The 18,825-nt window shown below is 60.6% G+C and carries 13 protein-coding genes, 1 tRNA gene and 2 pseudogenes; 8 read left to right on the top strand and 8 right to left on the bottom strand.

Going from position 1 to position 18,825, the window contains the following annotated elements; all coding sequences use genetic code 11:
* Positions 1 to 123: 123 nt before the first annotated feature.
* Positions 124 to 1,341: an MFS transporter gene (locus PseuLF5_RS27990; RefSeq protein WP_322375580.1), complete on the bottom strand. Its 1,218-nt coding sequence runs from the start codon at positions 1,339 to 1,341 to the stop codon at positions 124 to 126.
* 332 nt (positions 1,342 to 1,673) lie between these two features.
* Between PseuLF5_RS27990 and PseuLF5_RS27985 the strand changes: the two genes are divergently transcribed.
* Positions 1,674 to 3,731, top strand: a complete 2,058-nt coding sequence (locus tag PseuLF5_RS27985; protein ID WP_340135104.1) for a methyl-accepting chemotaxis protein — start codon at positions 1,674 to 1,676, stop codon at positions 3,729 to 3,731.
* A gap of 115 nt (positions 3,732 to 3,846) precedes the next feature.
* Positions 3,847 to 3,923: transfer RNA gene (locus PseuLF5_RS27980), tRNA-Met, on the top strand.
* A 68-nt stretch (positions 3,924 to 3,991) separates the two neighbouring features.
* On the opposite strand, the gene PseuLF5_RS27975 is transcribed toward PseuLF5_RS27980, so the two are convergent.
* Entirely contained in the window at positions 3,992 to 4,528 is a 537-nt protein-coding gene (locus PseuLF5_RS27975) for a helix-turn-helix domain-containing protein (protein WP_340135103.1), read from the bottom strand.
* A 235-nt stretch (positions 4,529 to 4,763) separates the two neighbouring features.
* On the opposite strand from PseuLF5_RS27975, the gene PseuLF5_RS27970 reads away from it, so the two are divergent.
* Together PseuLF5_RS27970 and PseuLF5_RS27965 are read left to right on the top strand one after the other, a co-directional pair.
* Positions 4,764 to 6,014 (top strand): S-type pyocin domain-containing protein, encoded by a 1,251-nt coding sequence (locus PseuLF5_RS27970; RefSeq protein WP_340135102.1) that lies wholly within the window; start codon positions 4,764 to 4,766, stop codon positions 6,012 to 6,014.
* Between the two features lie 6 nt (positions 6,015 to 6,020).
* Complete coding sequence (locus tag PseuLF5_RS27965) at positions 6,021 to 6,272, top strand: bacteriocin immunity protein (protein ID WP_340135101.1); 252 nt, start codon at positions 6,021 to 6,023, stop codon at positions 6,270 to 6,272.
* A 78-nt stretch (positions 6,273 to 6,350) separates the two neighbouring features.
* Here the strand turns inward: PseuLF5_RS27965 and PseuLF5_RS27960 are convergent, their stop codons facing one another.
* Positions 6,351 to 7,463, bottom strand: coding sequence for a DUF2817 domain-containing protein (locus tag PseuLF5_RS27960; RefSeq protein ID WP_340135100.1), 1,113 nt, complete (start codon positions 7,461 to 7,463; stop codon positions 6,351 to 6,353).
* A 263-nt stretch (positions 7,464 to 7,726) separates the two neighbouring features.
* Between PseuLF5_RS27960 and ggt the strand changes: the two genes are divergently transcribed.
* The gene (ggt, locus tag PseuLF5_RS27955; protein WP_340135105.1) at positions 7,727 to 9,559 is read left to right on the top strand and encodes a gamma-glutamyltransferase; all 1,833 of its coding nucleotides are present in this window, start codon (positions 7,727 to 7,729) and stop codon (positions 9,557 to 9,559) included.
* Between the two features lie 81 nt (positions 9,560 to 9,640).
* Here ggt and PseuLF5_RS27950 read toward each other — a convergent pair whose 3' ends face one another.
* The 5 genes and pseudogenes from PseuLF5_RS27950 to PseuLF5_RS27935 all read right to left on the bottom strand — a co-directional run bounded on the left by PseuLF5_RS27950 (position 9,641) and on the right by PseuLF5_RS27935 (position 13,856).
* On the bottom strand, positions 9,641 to 10,273 hold the full coding sequence (locus PseuLF5_RS27950) for a LysE family translocator (protein WP_123463010.1): 633 nt from the start codon (positions 10,271 to 10,273) through the stop codon (positions 9,641 to 9,643).
* A 63-nt stretch (positions 10,274 to 10,336) separates the two neighbouring features.
* Positions 10,337 to 10,936 carry a flavin reductase family protein gene (locus tag PseuLF5_RS27945; RefSeq protein ID WP_340135099.1) on the bottom strand — a complete coding sequence of 200 codons (600 nt, stop codon included), beginning with the start codon at positions 10,934 to 10,936 and terminating at the stop codon, positions 10,337 to 10,339.
* Positions 10,937 to 11,110: 174 nt separating this feature from the next.
* Positions 11,111 to 11,548 (bottom strand): annotated as a pseudogene (locus PseuLF5_RS28420) (methyl-accepting chemotaxis protein); the annotation flags it as partial.
* A gap of 150 nt (positions 11,549 to 11,698) precedes the next feature.
* Positions 11,699 to 12,337: pseudogene (locus tag PseuLF5_RS28415) on the bottom strand (PAS domain-containing protein); the annotation flags it as partial.
* Positions 12,338 to 12,542: 205 nt separating this feature from the next.
* A complete protein-coding gene (locus PseuLF5_RS27935) occupies positions 12,543 to 13,856 on the bottom strand; it encodes an MFS transporter (protein WP_123463004.1) in 1,314 nt (437 codons plus the stop codon).
* 259 nt (positions 13,857 to 14,115) lie between these two features.
* Between PseuLF5_RS27935 and PseuLF5_RS27930 the strand changes: the two genes are divergently transcribed.
* The 3 genes from PseuLF5_RS27930 (at position 14,116) to PseuLF5_RS27920 (ending at position 18,686) form a co-directional block, all read left to right on the top strand.
* On the top strand, positions 14,116 to 15,534 hold the full coding sequence (locus PseuLF5_RS27930) for a short-chain fatty acid transporter (RefSeq protein WP_222834298.1): 1,419 nt from the start codon (positions 14,116 to 14,118) through the stop codon (positions 15,532 to 15,534).
* A gap of 149 nt (positions 15,535 to 15,683) precedes the next feature.
* The gene (gene acpA, locus PseuLF5_RS27925) at positions 15,684 to 17,378 is read left to right on the top strand and encodes an acid phosphatase (RefSeq protein WP_186748008.1); all 1,695 of its coding nucleotides are present in this window, start codon (positions 15,684 to 15,686) and stop codon (positions 17,376 to 17,378) included.
* A 120-nt stretch (positions 17,379 to 17,498) separates the two neighbouring features.
* Positions 17,499 to 18,686, top strand: coding sequence for a hypothetical protein (locus tag PseuLF5_RS27920; RefSeq protein ID WP_123462998.1), 1,188 nt, complete (start codon positions 17,499 to 17,501; stop codon positions 18,684 to 18,686).
* Positions 18,687 to 18,825 lie beyond the last annotated feature (139 nt).

Below are 18,825 nucleotides of genomic sequence, written 5' to 3'. Positions count from 1 at the left end.
ACGGCGACGTGATGCACTTCCGCTTCAACGTGTAAGCGACACGCCCAAAAAAAAGCCGCGTTTGATACGCGGCTTTTTTGTGCCTGAAATATTCTCCGCCACACCACCTGACAATTTGTGGGATCAGGCCTTTTTGGTGCGTGGCAGGAAAATCGCCAGTACGCCAAATAGTGGCAGGAACGAACACAGGAAATACACGTACTCAATCCCGTGCACATCCGCCAGATGCCCCAGCAACGCCGCACCAATCCCGCCAAACCCGAACATCAAACCAAAAAAGATCCCGGCGATCATCCCGACATTGCCTGGCACCAGCTCCTGCGCGTACACAACGATCGCCGAGAACGCCGAGGCGAGGATGAAGCCGATAATCACGCTGAGAATGGTGGTCCAGAACAGATCGACGTGGGGCATGAGCAGCGTGAACGGTGCCACACCGAGGATCGAGAACCAGATCACCGCCTTCCGCCCGATCCTGTCGCCGATCGGCCCGCCGAAGAACGTACCCGCCGCCACCGCACCAAGAAACAGGAACAGGTGCAACTGCGAACTGGCCACCGACAGGTCGAACTTTTCGATCAGGTAAAACGTGAAGTAACTGGTCAGGCTGGCCATGTAGAAATACTTGGAGAACACCAACAGCCCCAGCACTACCAACGCACTGGTCACCCTGCCCTTCGACAGCCCATGAGTCGCCGCCTGGCCGGCCTTGAGTTTGAACAGGTTCAGGTGATGGGCGTACCAGCGACTGATGCGGTACAGCACGAACAGCGCAAATACCGCGAACAGACCGAACCACGCGACGTTGCCCTGACCGAACGGAATGATGATCGCCGCCGCCAGCAACGGGCCGAAAGCGGAACCGGCATTACCGCCCACCTGGAAAGTCGATTGCGCCAGACCAAAGCGCCCACCCGAAGCCAGTCGCGCAATCCGCGAGGCCTCGGGGTGGAAGGTCGAGGAACCGATTCCGATCAGCGCCGCCGCCAGCAGAATCAACGGGAAACTGCCGACCACCGACATCATCACGATGCCGATCAGCGTGCAGATCGAACCTGCCGGCAACAGCCACGGCTTGGGATGCCGATCGGTGTGATAACCGACCCACGGCTGCAACAGCGACGCGGTCAGTTGAAAGGTCAAGGTAATCAGGCCGACCTGAGTGAAGCTCAGACCGTAATTGGCCTTGAGCATCGGATAGATCGACGGCAACACCGACTGAATCAGGTCATTGATCAAATGCGCCAGCGCGACCGCGCCGATGATGCGCATCACTAACGGGCTGCTTTGGGGAGGAGCGGACGCTGAGGCAGCGGCGGTCTGAACGTTGCTGATAGCCATTGGAATTCCGGACAGCAGATGGGTGCGCGCAGGCAAGTGCGTCAATGTGCCATTTTTCGGTGCGTGAACGCCATCCCCTTAGCCAGCTAACTAACTGACTGATCGTCGACTGCAAGGTGATAGCGCAACGCCATGGTCTGAATCTTGCCTTGCTTCTCCCCTTGAACGCGGCGCCCTTACAAAGGGCACCGACAATGGGAAGTTTCGCTACAGAGCCGGCCCACAGAGCGGGCGAGAGTGAACTTTCGAGGCCTTTTAGCAGGGCACCCCATCAACGTCGCACGACCGCGATGCACGCCGATGGTGCGTGGTGTCCAGAGGAGTCATGAGGCATGCAGGCTTTCCTTTCACCGGGGATCAAATTGCTGGGGCGGTTTGGCTTCGCAGGTAAATTCCAGTTGTTGTTTCTGCTGTTCATTCTGCCGTTGGCCGGCAGCCTGTTGATGATCGGCCAGGACTATCGCGACAAGCTCAATCTGATTTCCGGCGAACGCGCCGGCGTGCGCCAGTTGCTCTCGCTCGATGCGCTGGACAACCTGCTCGCGGCCCAACGTGACCGCGCCGCCCGCTGGCGCGCCACGGAAACCAATCGCCAACCGACGCCGGCCACCCTCGCCGCCATGGGCGCGTTCGATGCGGTACAACCGGCCGTCCTGCAAGCCACCACCGATTTGGGCACTGCACTGAAAAATGAAGGTGCCGAGGGCGAAACACTCACCCGCTATCAGGCGCTGCAAACCGCACTGAACGGGTTGGACTCGAAAAGTCTCAGCGGTGTCGGTTGGTGGCCGGACGGCTACGACCGATTCACCAACGCCCTCAGCGCGCTGCAAGCATTACGCGAGCAGATTGTCATGGATAACCGCCTGACCCTCGCGCCGTGGCTGGAAACCTATCTGCTGACGCAGATCTCCACGCAGCACGCGCCGGATCTGATCGAGCGGGTCGGACGTCTGGCAGCGGTCGGCCAGGCCTCGGTAGTCTCCGGCCAGTTCACCCTGCAAAGCCGTTTGCAATTGCGCGACTTGCGCAGCCGTATCGGCGATGCCCGCGAGCAACTGGTCAAAACCGCCACGCTGCTCGAAGCGCGCCTGCCGAAAGATCAGCAACGCTGGGCCAGCCAATACCACGACAGCCTGAAACACCTCGACAGCGGCTTGAAGGTCCTTGATGACGGCGTGTTCGGCGGCAGCATCAACCTCAAGCCGGACGACTTCGAACGCAGCCTCGACGCCTTGCTGAGCGACCTCGCCGCCCTGCGCCAGCAATCACTGGTGGCGCTGGATCAACGGCTTGACGCCTACCACAGCTCGGCGATTCGCCAATTCATCATGGTCGCGGTGATCTTTGGCTGCCTGCTGCTCGCAGCGTTGTACCTGTTTATCTGCCTGCAAGCCTCGATCCGCCGCAGCGCCAGCGGCATCACCCTGCTCGCTGAAGCCCTGCGCGACGGCAACCTGAGCCTGCAAGTGCCCGTGGTCGGTCGCGATGAGCTGGCGGCGATCAGCACTGCGCTCAACGTGGCCGTGGTGCAGTTGCGCAGCAGCATGCTCGGCGTCGATCACGAGACCTCGCAGTTGAGCAACGCGGTGCGCAGCCTCAACGAACACTCCAGCGGCGCCCTCAGCGAAGTCGAAGCGCAGCAATTGCAGATCAGCCAGATCGCCGCCGCTGCGACGCAATTGGCCGCCACCTCGCAAGGCGTGGCGCAAAGTTGCGAACAGGCCTCCGGCAGCGCTCAGCACACCCGGCGCATTGCCGCCGACAGCAGCCGTGACAGCCAGCGCACCACGGCGAGTATTCAGCAGCTCAATCAGCGTTTGAACGAAACTGCAGCGGCACTCGGCCGGGTCAGCGAGCAAGGCCAGCAGATTCAATTGGTCGTCGACACCATTCGTGGTGTCGCCGAGCAAACTAACCTGCTCGCACTCAATGCGGCCATCGAAGCCGCACGCGCCGGTGAACAGGGACGCGGTTTCGCCGTGGTGGCCGATGAAGTACGCAGCTTGTCGCAGCGTACACAGTCGTCCACCGCGCAGATCGCCGGCACAGTCGACAGCTTGCGCGCCACGGTCAATGAAGCGGTGAGTCTGATGGAAGCCGCGTGCGGCCAAGCGCAAACCGATGCCGAATCGGTCACCGGTCTGGGTGAACGTTTGGGCGAAATTGCCAGCGCTGTGCAGAGCGTCACCGATACCCTGGCGCAGATCGCCACGGCGGTTGAGGAACAGGCGAGCACCGCCGACGAGGTCAGCGCCAATATCCAGCAGGTCGATCAAGCCGCTGTGCGATTGCTCGAAGGTGCGCGGGCGGTGAATCTGGCAGCAGACACCTTGAGTCAGGGCAGCGATGCCTTGAGCGCGAATACCGCAAGATTTCAGCTGCGTTGATGCCCCGCCCGGCCCGGATTTCGCGGGCCGGAGGATAAGCGGTTGAAAATAAGAAGAAATATTTTAAATTTACGCTTGACGCTTTTCCATTTCAGGGGAATAATGCGCGCCACTTGGCTACATAGCTCAGTTGGTTAGAGCATAGCATTCATAATGCTGGGGTCCGGGGTTCAAGTCCCTGTGTAGCCACCAAGTACTAAAAACGGCTTACCGAAAGGTAGGCCGTTTTTTTATGCCTCGAGAAAAGTCTCGGTAGTCGGTTACGTCAAAATATCCTTCTGTTCGTTGCTCGTTTTGGTCGCTGCCTGTGCGATCAAGGCGTCGAGCATCTGCGCAATGACCTTCTGTTGGACCTTCGAAAGCTCATTGATGGACTGCAACCGTCGATACCACGTCGAGGTCAAGCTGCGTCTGGGCGGCTCCGAGTACGTGGGAACCCCGAGCAAGTCATCAACAGGCACGCGAAGCGCAAACGCCACCTTCACCAGTGTCGTGACCGGCATGCTGCGCGTGCCCTCCTCGTAACCCTGAAAGGTCTGCCGGGAAAGACCTAAAGCCCTTGCAAACCGCGTCTGTGTTATCTCGTGCACTCTGCGTAAGTGAGCAATGCGACTGCCCATCGCCACCAGAAAATCGCGATTATCATTGGAAATACTCATGACAACGGCCGACTGAAAATAGAGTTGATTGGCAACGGACTCATCCTTTTCATCTGAAATCCATCTTGGAAAAACAACAGAAAATATCCTCAGGTAAAGACGCGTAAGTTGTCGACCTGAAAAATCTGTAGGAAACATTCAGACGCGCCCTCCATCCAAAGCGAAAGACTACAAGCGCGAAACACCGCTGGTTCATCTGAATCAATCGCCAATCAACAGGCCGAGAGAGCGCCGTAGGAAACAGGTCCGATTCAGGTACGAATTGGATTTTTCGTAAAACCAAGCGCCTGAAACTTACCCCATCGGTTTGCCCGAATCCCCCATTGACCGACAAGCTTCCCTGGCTCGATTCAAAGCCATACAGGGAGTTGGCATGGCTCTATTCAAATCTCTCTTCGATGAAGATTGGCCTTGGGAACGTCCGAGATGGAACGGCTCGTGGGCCGCTTGGAATCCGCCTCCCCCTCCGGAGCCGGTGTACGTCGAAAAGGATGAATGGCCAACGCCCAAGCCCCGCGAAGATCAGGTATTCGCCAAGTCCTGCACTGTGGATAACTGGTGCCGAACGGACGCCGGTACGGCACCCGAACCCGCCAGCAACTTCGGCAAGGTCATGGTCGCCGGCGCCATGCTCTTGCCCTCTGCCAGCACCGCTGTCGCGACAGCGATAGGCGCCGATCTGGCCTTGGGGCGTTTGGCAGGCGGCGGCATTCTGCAACAGCGCCTCAACTGGGCAATTCGCGGCGCCGGTGGGCCGGCCAGCGTGTTCGTCCTCGGGATGCTGCCGACCCGCATGGGTGACGGCACGCTGCATACCGATGAACAACTGCGCCGCATGAGCCGCGCCGCCACTCGTGTGCGCTTCCAGTTTCGGCGTGATGCCGAAGGAGTCATGCAGGTTTACGGCATCCACACCGGCGCTTCGGGCGATGACTCGGTGCGTACCGTAAAAGTCGAGTGGAACAGCGACAAGACTGCGATGGAGGCCAAGCTCAACGGCATCACGATTTTGTGGACGCCGCAACGCGGGCCACTCGGTTCAATGCCGCCGCTGGTTTATCCAGAACACGGCGAGCAACTGAACACGATCCTTGTTCATCCGATTCCCGAGAACACTGATACCCAGATAGAAGGCCTGCCCGGCGAGGACATTACTGCCGAGGATTGTATTCTGGTGTTCCCGGCGGACACTGGTTTGAAGTCACTGTATGTGGTGTTTTCGAGGCCGGCCAGACTGACGCCGGGTACAGTGACGGGGGTTGGCGAGGATGTTTCGGGGATATGGCTTGCTGGGGCCGGAACGGGGATCGGTGCGCCGATTCCGACACGGATTGCGGATAGGCTTAGGGGGCGGGAGTTTTCAAGCTTCGATGCCTTCAGAAGAGCATTTTGGACTGAGGTTCGTGATGATCCGGAACTGTTTAGCCAGTTCAATCAAGATGCTCAGGATCGTTTGATGTCAGGTAACGCACCCGCGGTTCGAGATAGAGAGGCTGTGGGCACGCGCGGGGTATTTGAGATACATCACGTCGAGCGGATAGCAGAGGGTGGCGCTGTTTATGACGTAGACAACCTGCGAGTCAACACACCTAAGAATCACATCAGTCAACACAAAAGACAGTGAACGCACATGAAAAAAATATCTGAATACACTGAAACCGAATTTATCCGCTTCATCGAAAAAATACGGGCAACAAACAAAAGAGGAACGGATTCGGAGCTTGGTGAACTGCTGGCACAATTCAGGCTGCTCACAGGCCACCCGGATGGAACCGACCTGATTTTTTATCCCGAACAAGGAGAAGACAATTCCGCTGAGGGGATTACGAAGGCGGTTAAGGAATGGCGCGCCGTTAACGGACTGCCTGGTTTTAAGCAATAAGTGCTTTTTTATACGTCAAGATGATTACCGACTTTGTAGCGAGGAGATCTATCCCCTCACCACAGCGATATGCCAAACCTAGTCAGGGCGCTCTGCCGATAGGGCTGCCAACCCCTTCGCCCAAATCTGCCGAGTGCGCAAACCGACCATTGCGCGCCAATCCGGATCAGCTGGATAGAACTGCTCGAGCAGATTCACTTTGATCCCCCTCCCCGTCGCATCCAGCGGATCACCATGCAAATGCAACCAATGGTCATCGCGCAAATGCCGATGTACCTCCGGCCCCGGATACGTCCCGCACTCGATCACGAATGGCATCAACTGCACGCCCGGCAGCGCATTGAGCAACGCCTGCGAGGTGTACCCGGTAGCCGTCGCCGCGACGCCGGTTTCGCTCAAGGTGTCGGCGCCGGTGTGCAGGGTGTAAAGCCATGGACCGTAGATCGACTGGGATTGCGCGAGTGCCGGGTACGGCGCCTGGGTGATGGTCAGCAACATCGGATGGCCGTATTCGCCGGCGCCGGTGTGCAGGTCGAAACACATCACGGTTTCCGCACCCGCCAGATGCGTTTCGATGATTTGGTGCAACGTGCGATTCGACCAGCTCGGCGCGCGGCCGCCGTAGAACAGGCCATCGGGATGGCTGTGCTGACCGCCCTCGACAATCGACATCACCGCTGGCCAGCCGTGTTCTTTGATCTGCGCATCGAGCAAGGCATCGGCGCGTTGGCGCTCGGGGCCATTCAAATCGGTACAGGCGTAGATTTCATGCAGAGCGGCGTAAGCGCGGTTATCCGGCAACGGCCCGGTGAAATCCAGGTGATTGCGGTTGAGGTCGATGTTGTCTTCGTTGACTCGCCGCAGCCACGCCGTGCCCCACGGGTTGATCAAGTGCACCATGACCACCGCGACATCCTTGGGCAGCGACCCCGACACGAAGGCCTTCAACCATTCGATCTGACAATCCGAGCCGTAATAGCCCTCGACCCCGTGCGTGCCGCTGAGCGCTACCAGCCGACGTTTGGCCTGCGGATCGCCGAGCACGGCGACGTCGGTGCTCAGGGGTTCGCCGAATGGCCCGCAACGTGGATGTGCGTAGGAAGTGAGCGTGGCGCCGGCGGCATTGGCGGCGGCGATGAACTGCTCGCGTTGATCGCGGTAGCTGGACTCGGAGGGGAACTCGCTGTGCATATCGGTCTCTTGTTGATCTTGTAATTGTGGGAGCGAGCTTGCTCGCGAAAGCGGTTGTACATTCAACATTTCTGCCGACTGACACTGCGCATTCGCGAGCAAGCTCGCTCCCACAGGTGCTCAGTGCAGCTCAACGGATTTGCGGTTGACCCTAGCGAACATCCGCCCCGAAAAGAAAGACAAAAATGCCCACCGGTTTGCGTCGCGACCGACCGGTCGATAAAGTCCGTCAGACCTTTCACCCCACGGACGGAGAGCACCACGTGTTTCCAGCCCTGCCCCTGCGCCGCTTTCGCCTGCCAGCCCTGACGCTGCTCGTCAGCGCCCTGACCCTCACGGCGTGCAACGCCCCGCCCTCTTCGACCCTGCCGCTGGCCCCGGAAGCCGCTTCCGGTTACCGCACCGATCTGCAAACCCGTCACGCCAGCCAACACATGGCCGCTGCCGCCAATCCGCTGGCCGCCGAGGCCGGGCGCGAGATACTGCGCAAGGGTGGTTCGGCCATCGACGCGGCGATTGCCATGCAAGCGGTGCTGACGCTGGTCGAACCGCAGTCTTCCGGGATCGGCGGCGGTGCGATGATCGTGCTGTGGGACGGCAAACAGGTACGCACCTACGACGGTCGCGAAACCGCACCGGCCGGCGCCACCGAGAAGCTGTTCCTGCAGGCCGACGGCAAACCGATGGCGTTCCAGCAGGCGCAGATCGGCGGGCGCTCGGTCGGGACACCGGGTGTGCTGCGTGCGCTGGAACTGGCGCACAAACAACATGGTCGCCTGCCTTGGGCCACGCTGTTCGAGCCGGCGATCAAACTCGCCGAGCAAGGTTTTGCGATTTCACCGCGCCTGCATTCGCTGCTGGCGTCCGACCCGATGATCCGCCAATCGCCGGACATGGCCGCGTATTTCCTCAACCGCGACGGCAGCGTCAAAGCCGTAGGCACGCGCCTGCAAAACCCGGCGCTGGCCGCCGTGCTCAAACGCATCGCCAACGAAGGCCCGGACGCGTTGTACAAAGGCCCGATCGCCGAAGAGATCGTCGCCAAGGTGCAAGGCCACGCCAACCCCGGCAGCCTGTCGCTGAATGATTTGCAAGGCTACCAGGCCAAAGAGCGCGCACCACTGTGCACCGACTACAAACGCTGGCAGGTGTGCGGCATGCCGCCACCGTCGTCGGGCGGGATCGCGGTGGCGCAGATTCTCGGTACGTTGCAGGCGCTGGAAACCCGCGATCCACGTTTGTCCCTGACACCGCTCAAACCGCTGAAAACCAATAAACCGGCCGGCATTGAACCGGATCCGCAAGCCGTGCACCTGATCGCCGAAGCCGAGCGTCTGGCCTATGCCGACCGTGCGCAATACGTTGCCGATACCGACTTCGTGCCGGTGCCGGTCAAAGGCCTGGTCGACCCGGGCTATCTCGCCAGCCGCGCCAGCCTGATCGGTGAACGCAGCATGGGCAGCGCCAAACCGGGCACCCCACCGGGCGTGCAAGTGGCCTACGCCCCGGACCGCTCGCCGCTGCGCATCTCCACCTCACAAGTCGTCGCGGTAGATGACCTCGGTGGCGCGGTGTCGATGACCACCACCATCGAAGCCGCGTTCGGCTCGCACCTGATGGTTCAGGGTTTTCTGCTGAACAATCAGATGACCGACTTCTCGTTCATCCCCGAAGAGAACGGGCAGAAAGTCGCTAACCGCGTCGAGCCCTTAAAACGCCCGCGCTCGTCGATGGCGCCAACGCTGATCTTTGATCGCAACAACGGTGAATTCGTCGCCACGGTCGGCTCGCCGGGCGGTTCGCAAATCATCGAATACGTGGCGAAAACCACCGTCGGCCTGCTCGACTGGAACCTCGACCCGCAAAGCGCCATCAGCCTGCCCAACTTCGGCAGCCGCAACGGCCCGACCGAACTGGAACAAGGCCAGTTCAGCCCGGTACTGATCCAGGCGCTGAAAGACAAAGGGCATGCGGTAAATGAAATCGACATGACCAGCGGCACCCAGGCCATCGTACGGGTCAAGGATGCGCAGGGGAAAGCGTCGCTGGAAGGTGGCGCGGATCCGCGGCGGGAAGGCGAAGCGCTAGGGGATTGAGGCTAGGACGCAAAACAAAAAAGGCTTACCGCGAGGTAGGCCTTTTTTCATGCAACTGATTAACTCGGGAGATCACTCGGCTCAGCGATTAGCCACCAGATGCGCCCCAAACAGCAAATAACAACCACCGGCCAAGCGATCCAGCCATTGCCGCGAACGTTCATACACAGCGGCAATCCGCCGGCTGGCGAAGAACAGCGCCACGCAGCAATACCAGCTGAACGACAACGTCGCCATGGTCAGCACCGCCAGCGCCAGCAACAGTGGCGGGATGTGAGCCGGCATGGCGGTGGCGAAAATGGTTGCGACGAACAGTGCGGACTTGGGATTGGTCATGTTGCCCAGAAAGCCCCGCCCGTACGCGCCAAGCAATGTCTGCTCCGAGGCATCGAGCGTGCCCGGGACGATCGGCGCCTTGCGCTTGAACTGCTTGAGCCCGAGGTAGATCAGGTAGCAGCCACCGGCGATCTTGAAGCTCAGGTACAGCGTCGGCGCGGCACTGAACAGCGACTGAATGCCCAAACCACCCGCCAGCCCCCACAACACGGTTCCGCTGGCCACGCCGAGCGCAGCGACAACGCCATGACGGCGGGAACGGCTGACCGCCAGTTGTGCGATGTTGAAGAAATTCGGGCCGGGCGTGACCACGGCCACCGTCCACAACAGGGCCAACGACAGCAATGGCGCCAGATAACTCGAAAGGGAAAGATCCATGGGCATGCGCCTGATTGGCTTGACGATGCCCTCCACCTTGCAACATCCGGCAATATTTTGCCATCAGCCCGCTAACGTCTTACCCACCACCGCATCACCAATCTTCAGGAAATGCCCGCCCGCCACGTGGTGCAAGGTGCGCAAACTATCGTGCCCTTCAAAATGCCAGCGCCCCTCACTGAACACGCGTTCATCGGCGTGGGCGGCGATGACTTCGGCGAGGAACAGGTCGTATTGCTCGTGGTTGCGCGGCTCCGGGAGCAAACGGCATTCGAGCCAGGCGACGCAGCCGTCAAGCAGCGGCGCTTCGACTTGTTCACCGGCAAAGGTCTGCAAGCCGTAAGCCTGAAACTTGTCTTGCTCTTGGGTCTGGCTGATTTCCAGGCCCGACGTATTGCCGACGGTTTGCACGATGTCGGCCTGATTGGCGCACGGGACGTTGAGCACAAAGGTGCCGGACGCTTCGAGCAACTGGCGGGTCCAGGTGGACTTATCGAGAACGACCGCGACTTTCGGCGGTTCGAAATCCAGCGGCATCGCCCAGGCGGCGGCCATGATGTTGCGCTTGCCATCATGGGCGGCGCTGACCAGCACGGTCGGCCCGTGGTTGAGCAAACGGTAGGCTTTGTTCAGGGGCACCGGGCGGCGGTGGGAATCGCTCATGGGGATCAGCTCCGGGGGAAAAGGAGCCGATTGTAGCGCCAGACCACAGAAAGAAGGCGGGCGAAAAACCTGTGGGAGCAAGCTTGCTCGCGAAGGCGAAAGGTCAGTCACATCAATGTTGAATGACACACCGCTTTCGCGAGCAAGCTCGCTCCCACAAGGGATCAGTGCAGGTCAGTGAGTCAGTTGATTGGCGAACTGGCCGACGGCATCCACCACTTTCTGCGCGCCGTCCTGAATCTCGACAATCACCGTCCCCGCCTCTGCCGCCAGCGCCAGGCCTTGTTCGGCCTGCAGCTTGCCATCGGTCATCAGGGCCACGGCGTTGCGCGCCATTTCCTGGTTCTGCCGCACCACACCGACGATCTCTTCAGTCGCCTGACTGGTGCGCGACGCCAGTTGCCGCACTTCGTCGGCCACCACCGCAAAGCCGCGACCCTGTTCACCGGCGCGGGCCGCTTCGATGGCGGCGTTGAGCGCCAGCAGGTTGGTTTGCTCGGCAATACCGCTGATGGTCTTGACGATGGTGCCGATCACCTGCGACTGCTCGTTCAACGCTTCGATGCCCTCACCGGCAGCTTGCATGTGTCGCGACAGATCACGCATCACGTTCACCGCTTCAGTGACCACGGTGGTGCCACGTTGCGCGGTGCTGTCGGTTTGCTGCGAGGTGCTGTAGGCAATGCTCGCCGCGTCGGCAACCGCTTGTTCGCGATTGACCTGATCGGTGATCACCGTGGCGAACTTCACCACTTTGTACAGTTTGTTGTTGGCATCGAGCACCGGGTTGTAGGACGCCTCCAGCCACACCGTACGACCATGGCTGTCGACCCGCTTGAAGCGCTCGGCGACGAACTCACCGTTGTTCAGACGACGCCAGAAGTTCTGGTACTCGGCGCTGTTGTACTCCTCAGGCAGACAGAACATCCGGTGATGCTTGCCCTTGATCTGCGCCAGGCTGTAACCCATGCCGCTGAGGAAGCGTTCGTTGGCATTCAGAACGTTACCGTTGAGATCAAACTCGATCACCGCCGTGGAGCGCACCAGCGCGCCGATCAGGTTTTCGTGCTCACGGGAGGCTTCGATGGTGCGGGTCAGGTCGCTGGAGAAGATCGAGAAATGCCTGATCCGCCCGTCCGAGGAACGCACGGGCTGCACAATCGAACGCAGCCACGCCTCCTCGCCATTACCGCGCATCAGGCGCACGGCCCCGGCGAAATGTTCACCACGGGTCAGCGCAGCCTTGAAACGATGATGGAACTCATCGGCCTTCACATGCGCCGGCACAATGTCCTCAATCGCACGGCCAATCAGGTCGTGGCTTTTGTAGAGCATCTCGTTGAGGAAGTTCTGGTTGACCGACTGCACGCGTCCGTCGGGCTCCAGAGTCAGCACCAGCATCTCGCTTTCCAGGCTGTCCTTGACTTGAAGGAGGCTGGACAGTTCTTCACGAAGAGCGGCCAGCTCTTGCTTCAGGCGTTTGTTGAACATGGGAAAGTACCGATGGCTGGGTAGAAAGCGGGATGCAGCCTAACCATCGGCCTTGGAAAAGTTTTCTGAAGAGCGATTGCGACCCGTCAGTCGAAAAAAGTCATGGCGTTTGCAATCAGGCAGTTCCCGCCACCTGACACGGGCCCGTGCGCGGCATCCGCGAACCGAAATAAGCCGCGCTGACAACGCCAACCACGCCCATCACTGCACAGAACATCACACAGATCCACGGACTCCACGGCATCAGCCCGATCAGCAATAGCGGGGTGATGCTCGCCCATGCGGCGTAGGCAATGTTGTAGGTGAAGGAAATGCCCGACACGCGAATACGCGCCGGGAACAGCCCCACCATCACCGAAGGCACAGCACCGACTACGCCGCAGGCAAGACCGGCCACGGCGTAAGCCAGCCCCACCCAATTGCCGCCCATGATCAGGCAGCCGTAAAGCACGCCAATGCCCAGCGGCAGTAGCAGGCTATAGAGCATCACCGTGCGCCAGGCGCCCAGACGGTCGACCAGCAGCCCGGCGATTACACAGCCGATATTGAGGAACACGATGCCCAACGCGCTGAGGGCAAACGTATGACTGGCGGTCATGCCGAAGGTTTTCTGCATCATGGTCGGCGTAATGACCACGAACACCACCACTGCCGAGGTCAACACGCAGGTCAGCAACATGGCCGGCAACATCGCCAGACGATGCTCGCGCAGCACGGTGCGCAACGGCAGTTCGACCCGCGCTTCGCGCTGCGCTTCCATGGCCATGAACACCGGGGTTTCGCTCAACCAGCGGCGCAGGTACACGCCAATCACGCCGAACACGCCACCGAGCAGGAACGGATAACGCCAGGCGTAATCGAGGATTTCCGCCGGGGTGAACACTTGGGCAAGGAAGGTCGCGGTCAACGCGCCAATCAAGTAACCGAACGTCAGCCCGGCCTGCAAAAAGCCCAAGGCATAACCGCGATGGCCGGCCGGCGCGTGTTCGGCGACGAACACCCAGGCACTCGGCACCTCTCCGCCCACCGCCGCGCCTTGCAGAATGCGCAGCGCCAGCAACAGCAACGGCGCGAAATAACCGATCTGCGCATAGGTCGGCATGATGCCGATCAGCAGACACGGCAGCGCCATCATCAGGATGCTCAGGCTGAAGACTTTCTTGCGCCCGAGTTTGTCGGCGAAATGCGCCATCAGAATCCCGCCCAGCGGCCGCGCCAGATAACCGGTGACGAAAATCCCGAAGCTTTGCAGCAACCGCAGCCACTCGGGCATTTCGGGCGGGAAGAACAACTGGCTGAGGGTCAGGGCGAAGAACACGAAAATGATGAAATCGTAGATCTCCAGCGCCCCGCCAAGGGCCGCAAGGCCGAGGGTCTTGTAGTCGGAACGGCTGAACGGTGCCGGTCGGGCTGTGGATTGGACAGTCATGGCAAAGCACTCTGGCAGGCAAAAAACCAAGGCGCTCATGGTCTACGCAAAAGCACGGATGGACAACCCGTTAGACCATAGTCCCGGTTTTGCAAAACCTGCTCACAAAGCCTTGGCAGTTGAATTACTGTTATCGCCTGTCCTGCCAGGTGAACCACCATCGGCAAGTCATGCCGAGATCCTTGCAGGCTCACGCCTACAGGGGATATGTGTTTCGTCCGCAAGACCACAATAACCATAAAAATCCGAGGTACTTCCTGTGGCCGTTGATATCGAAGATAGCCGCTCTGCGCGCTTTGCCTTGCGCTGTTCAAACTTTGCCGAACGCTGGTTTCCCGACTCCTGGGTATTCGCCGCACTGGCGGTGATCATCGTTGCGCTAGCCACCCTGGCCATGGGCGCCAAACCCACCGATGCCGCGATGGCGTTCGGTGACGGGTTCTGGAGCCTGATTCCGTTCACCATGCAAATGGCCTTCGTGGTGATCGGCGGCTATGTGGTCGCCAGTTCCCCGCCCGCGGTGAAACTGATTGATCGTCTGGCGCGGATCCCGAAAAACGGGCGCTCCGCGGTGGCCTGGGTCGCGTTGATCTCGATGGTCGCGTCCCTGCTCAACTGGGGTCTGTCGCTGGTGTTCGGCGGCTTGCTGGTACGCGCCCTCGCCCGCCGTACCGATCTGAACATGGATTACCGTGCCGCTGGCGCCGCTGCGTATCTGGGCCTTGGCGCCGTGTGGGCCTTGGGTCTGTCATCGTCGGCCGCACAGTTACAGGCCAACCCGGCCAGCCTGCCGCCGTCGATCCTGTCGATCACCGGGGTGATCCCGTTCACCGAAACCATTTTCCTCTGGCAGTCCGGCGTGATGCTGCTGGCCCTGATCGTGGTCTCGATCATCATCGCCTACGCCACCGCACCCGGCCCCCATTCGGCACGAGACGCCAAGGCCTGCGGCATCGACCCGGCCTTCAACCTGCCACCGCTGCAACCGCGCACGCGCCCTGGCGAATGGCTGGAGCACAGTCCCCTGCTGATCATCGTGCTGGTGCTGCTGGCGGCGGGGTGGCTGTTCCACGAATTCTCGACCAAACCGGCGATTACCGCGATTTCCGGCCTCAACACCTACAACTTCCTGTTCATCATGCTCGGTGCGTTGCTGCACTGGCGTCCGCGCAGTTTCCTCGACGCCGTGGCCCGCGCCGTGCCGACCACCACCGGCGTGCTGATCCAGTTCCCGCTGTACGGCTCGATTGCCGCATTGATGACCACGGTCAAAGGCACCGACGCGCAAACCCTGGCGCATCACATTTCGACATTCTTCGTCAGCATCGCCTCCCACGACACCTATGCGCTGTTGATGGGGGTGTACTCGGCGATTCTCGGGTTCTTCATCCCGTCCGGCGGCGGCAAATGGATCATCGAGGCGCCGTACGTGATGCAGGTCGCCAATGATCTGCAATACCACCTCGGCTGGGCGGTGCAGATCTACAACGCTGCCGAAGCGCTGCCGAACCTGATCAACCCCTTCTACATGCTGCCGTTACTGGGCGTACTCGGGCTGAAGGCCCGGGATCTGATCGGCTTCTCGTTTGTGCAATTGCTGGTGCACACGCCGCTGGTATTGCTGTTGCTGTGGGCGCTGGGAACGACATTGGCGTATACGCCGCCGGTGATGCCGTAAGTCAGAAGCAACACATACCCGATGGGAGCCAGGCAGTTGGCTCCCACATTTGTTCCGTGGCGGCATCAAGTCGTCACCCAACCGTCACATTCAATTGCTAGCGTCCGCCTGAAACATACTGAAACAATTAAGTAAAAACGGGCTGACAGATGAAAGACGAAACAGACGCCACTGACGCACCTGAATCCGACCAACCCTCCGACACCAGCCGCCGCCGCTTCCTCGGCGGGGTCGCGGTACTCGGGGTGGGCGCAACGCTCGCCGGATGCGGCAACGCCAGCGATCAGCCCGGCAAACCGGCGGAGCACCCATTGACCCCGGCCGAGCTGGACAAGGCCCTGCGCGACCAGGTGAAAACCGTGGTGGTGATTTACGCCGAGAACCGTAGCTTCAATAACCTGTTCGGCGACTTCCCCGGTGTTGAAAAGCCGCTGTCGGCGCTCAAACCTGCCGACTATCAACAACGTGATCGCGATGGCTCGCTGCTGCAAACCTTGCCGCCCGTCTGGGGCGGCGTGCTGCAGATCGGCCCGCAAACACTCGATGGCGTGACCTACCCCAGCGCTACCCAGTTCCAGGAAAACCTGCCCAACGCGCCGTTTGCCCTCAAAGGCCCGAACGGCGAAGACCTGCCATTCGGCCTGGTCACCCGCGACCTGTGGCACGTGTTCTATCAGAACCAGATGCAGATCAACGGTGGCAAGAACGACGGTTTCGTCGCCTGGGCCGATTCCGGTGGCCTGACCATGGGCCACTATGCACAGAGCCGTTACTCGCTGCGTTTGTGGGATGTCGCGCAGGAGTTCGTGCTGTGCGACAACTTCTTCCAGGGTGCCTTCGGTGGCTCGTTCCTCAATCACCAGTACCTGATCAGCGCCACCGCGCCGTTCTATCCGGACGCGGCCAATTCGGTTGCCAAGTCGCAGATTGCCACGCTGCAAAGCGCCGATCCCGCCGACCCGCGCCTCAAGCCGCTGGAGCAATCGCCGGCGAGCGCCATGAGCGGGCCGCCACAATTCGGCCCGAGCGCGCTGACCCCGGATGGCTTCGGCGTCAACACCCTTGCTCCGCCCTACTGGCCGACGTGGATTCGCGACCCGGAGCGCCCGGCGTATTCCAAACCGGATCTGCCCAACGTGCTAGTGCCACAGACCCACGAGCACATCGGCGACAAGCTGTCGAAGAAAAACGTCGACTGGGCGTGGTATGCCGGGGCCTGGCAGGCGACGCTGGAGCAGTACAAGGATTCCGGCGGCATTCCGAAAATCCCGAACTTCCAGTATCACCACCAGCCGTTCAACTATTTCAAGCAACAAGGTCCGGAAAACCCGCAGGAGCGCAACAAGCGCCTGCGCGATGCCGGTCTGGGGGAGGAGTCGAGTACCAACAAGTTCTTCGCCGATGCCGAGGCCGGCAAGCTGCCGGCGGTCACGTTCTATAAGCCTCAAGGCAACCTGAACATGCACGCCGGTTACGCCGACGTGGCGTCCGGGGATCGGCACATCGTCCGCGCCCTGAAGGTGCTGCGCGAAAGCCCGCAGTGGAAAAACATGGTGGTGATCGTCACCGTCGATGAAAACGGCGGCTGGTGGGATCACGTCGCGCCGCCCAAGGGCGATCGTTGGGGGCCGGGGTCGCGGGTGCCGGCGCTGGTGGTGTCGCCGTTCGCCCGCAAGGGCACGGTGGATCATACGGTCTACGACACGGCGTCGATCCTGCGCCTGATTACCCGGGTGTTCCAGCTCGAAACCCTCGACGGTCTCAAGCAGCGTGACGAGGCAATGATCGCCCGTGGCCAGCAACCCATGGGCGACTTGACCAACGCCCTGCACTTTCCGGCCTGAAACCCGGTCCTGCGGGCTGACGCAAAAATCCGTGAATGACGGCTTCTCTGTGCAACACGGCTGATCCAATATGAAGCGCCCCCGACTCGCGGGGGAACCCACGCTGAAAAGGATCTGAGCATGTTCAAACTCGCAGGACTTACCCCCGCCGCACTGGCTCTGGCTGCGCTCACACTGAGCGCGGCCGCCCACGCCGATGTCGATCTGAAGCTGGGCAGCACCGAACGCGTCACCCGCCTCTTTGCCTTTCCCAACAACTGCAACGTGATCTGCTTCCGCAACTGGACGCTGGAACAGACCGTCGCGCATTACCTGAGCCAAAGCGTGCAACGCGACGGCTACACCAATGCCAAGGTGCTGGTGAAGAACGATAACGGGCAGATTTACGCCGAGATCAGCGGCGTGCCCAAAGGCTACGACAAGCCGCTGTCAGCGCTGCTCGATGCCGGCGACCTGGCGTATACCGGCGCCAGCAAGCTCAATGCCGATGGCAAATGGGCGTATAGCTGGTATCTGTTCCTGCCGCTGGGCATGGCCCTGGAAAACCGCAAGAGCGTCGAACTGCTGCACTTCCCGCCGGATTACTCGCTGACCCAGGCCCAAGATTATCTGCGCTCGAACACCACCGATCGCTGGGCCACGCTGCTGACCGTCAACGGCATCCCGGCTGAGCAGACGCCGGCCTATCAGACCATCATCGACATCGCCCCGATCGCCGCGCCATCGAACGCGGGCAGTGATCTGGAAGGTGTGTACGACTACTTCAAGGATTACCAGACCACCCTGGTCAAGCAGTTCAGCCAGACCGGCAACGGCACGACGCTGCCGATGGTCGCGTTCGGCGCGCCGGTGCGTAACTGGATCAAGCAGCAATATGGACCGACGGTGAATGTGCTGGGCCTGGCGACCATCAGCCCGAGCGCTGGCGTGAAAGTCCCGGTGCTGGGGTCGAACCACCCGAGTTACATCTGGTACGCCGCCGACCCGAAAAGCTACACCGGCGACGATGCACAAGCCAAGGCTGACGCCGCAGGCCTGAAAGTCATGGGCCAGGATTTGAGCGCGGCCTGCTGGCAGGCTGGCATGGGCAGCAAACCGGGCACGGATCCTTCGACGCTGCTCAACAGCTGCACGCAAACCTGGCAAGTCACGCAGAAAGTCAAAACCTGCGAACTGTTTTACACCTCGATTCGCAACTTGAGTCAGCAAGACGCTGCCGCCAAGTGCGCCTCCACGCCAATCAAAGCGCAATTGCAGCAACTGAAGGCGCCGTTGCCCGACGCCGTGGTACCTGCACCGCACCTGTAATCGTAGAGGCTTGATTCCCGTGTCAGCCCTGGCTGACGCGGGAAAGCGTCTATATCGCCTGTCAGATCTGACAGTAGACCGGTTATACCTGTTACGCGAAGATTGGATCCAAATTGAAACACCGCAACACTGACAGGAC

Source organism: Pseudomonas sp. LF-5 (assembly GCF_037626295.1).
GTDB classification, from domain to species: Bacteria; Pseudomonadota; Gammaproteobacteria; order Pseudomonadales; family Pseudomonadaceae; genus Aquipseudomonas; species Aquipseudomonas monsensis.
This window is presented reverse-complemented; position numbering and strand designations above follow the sequence as displayed.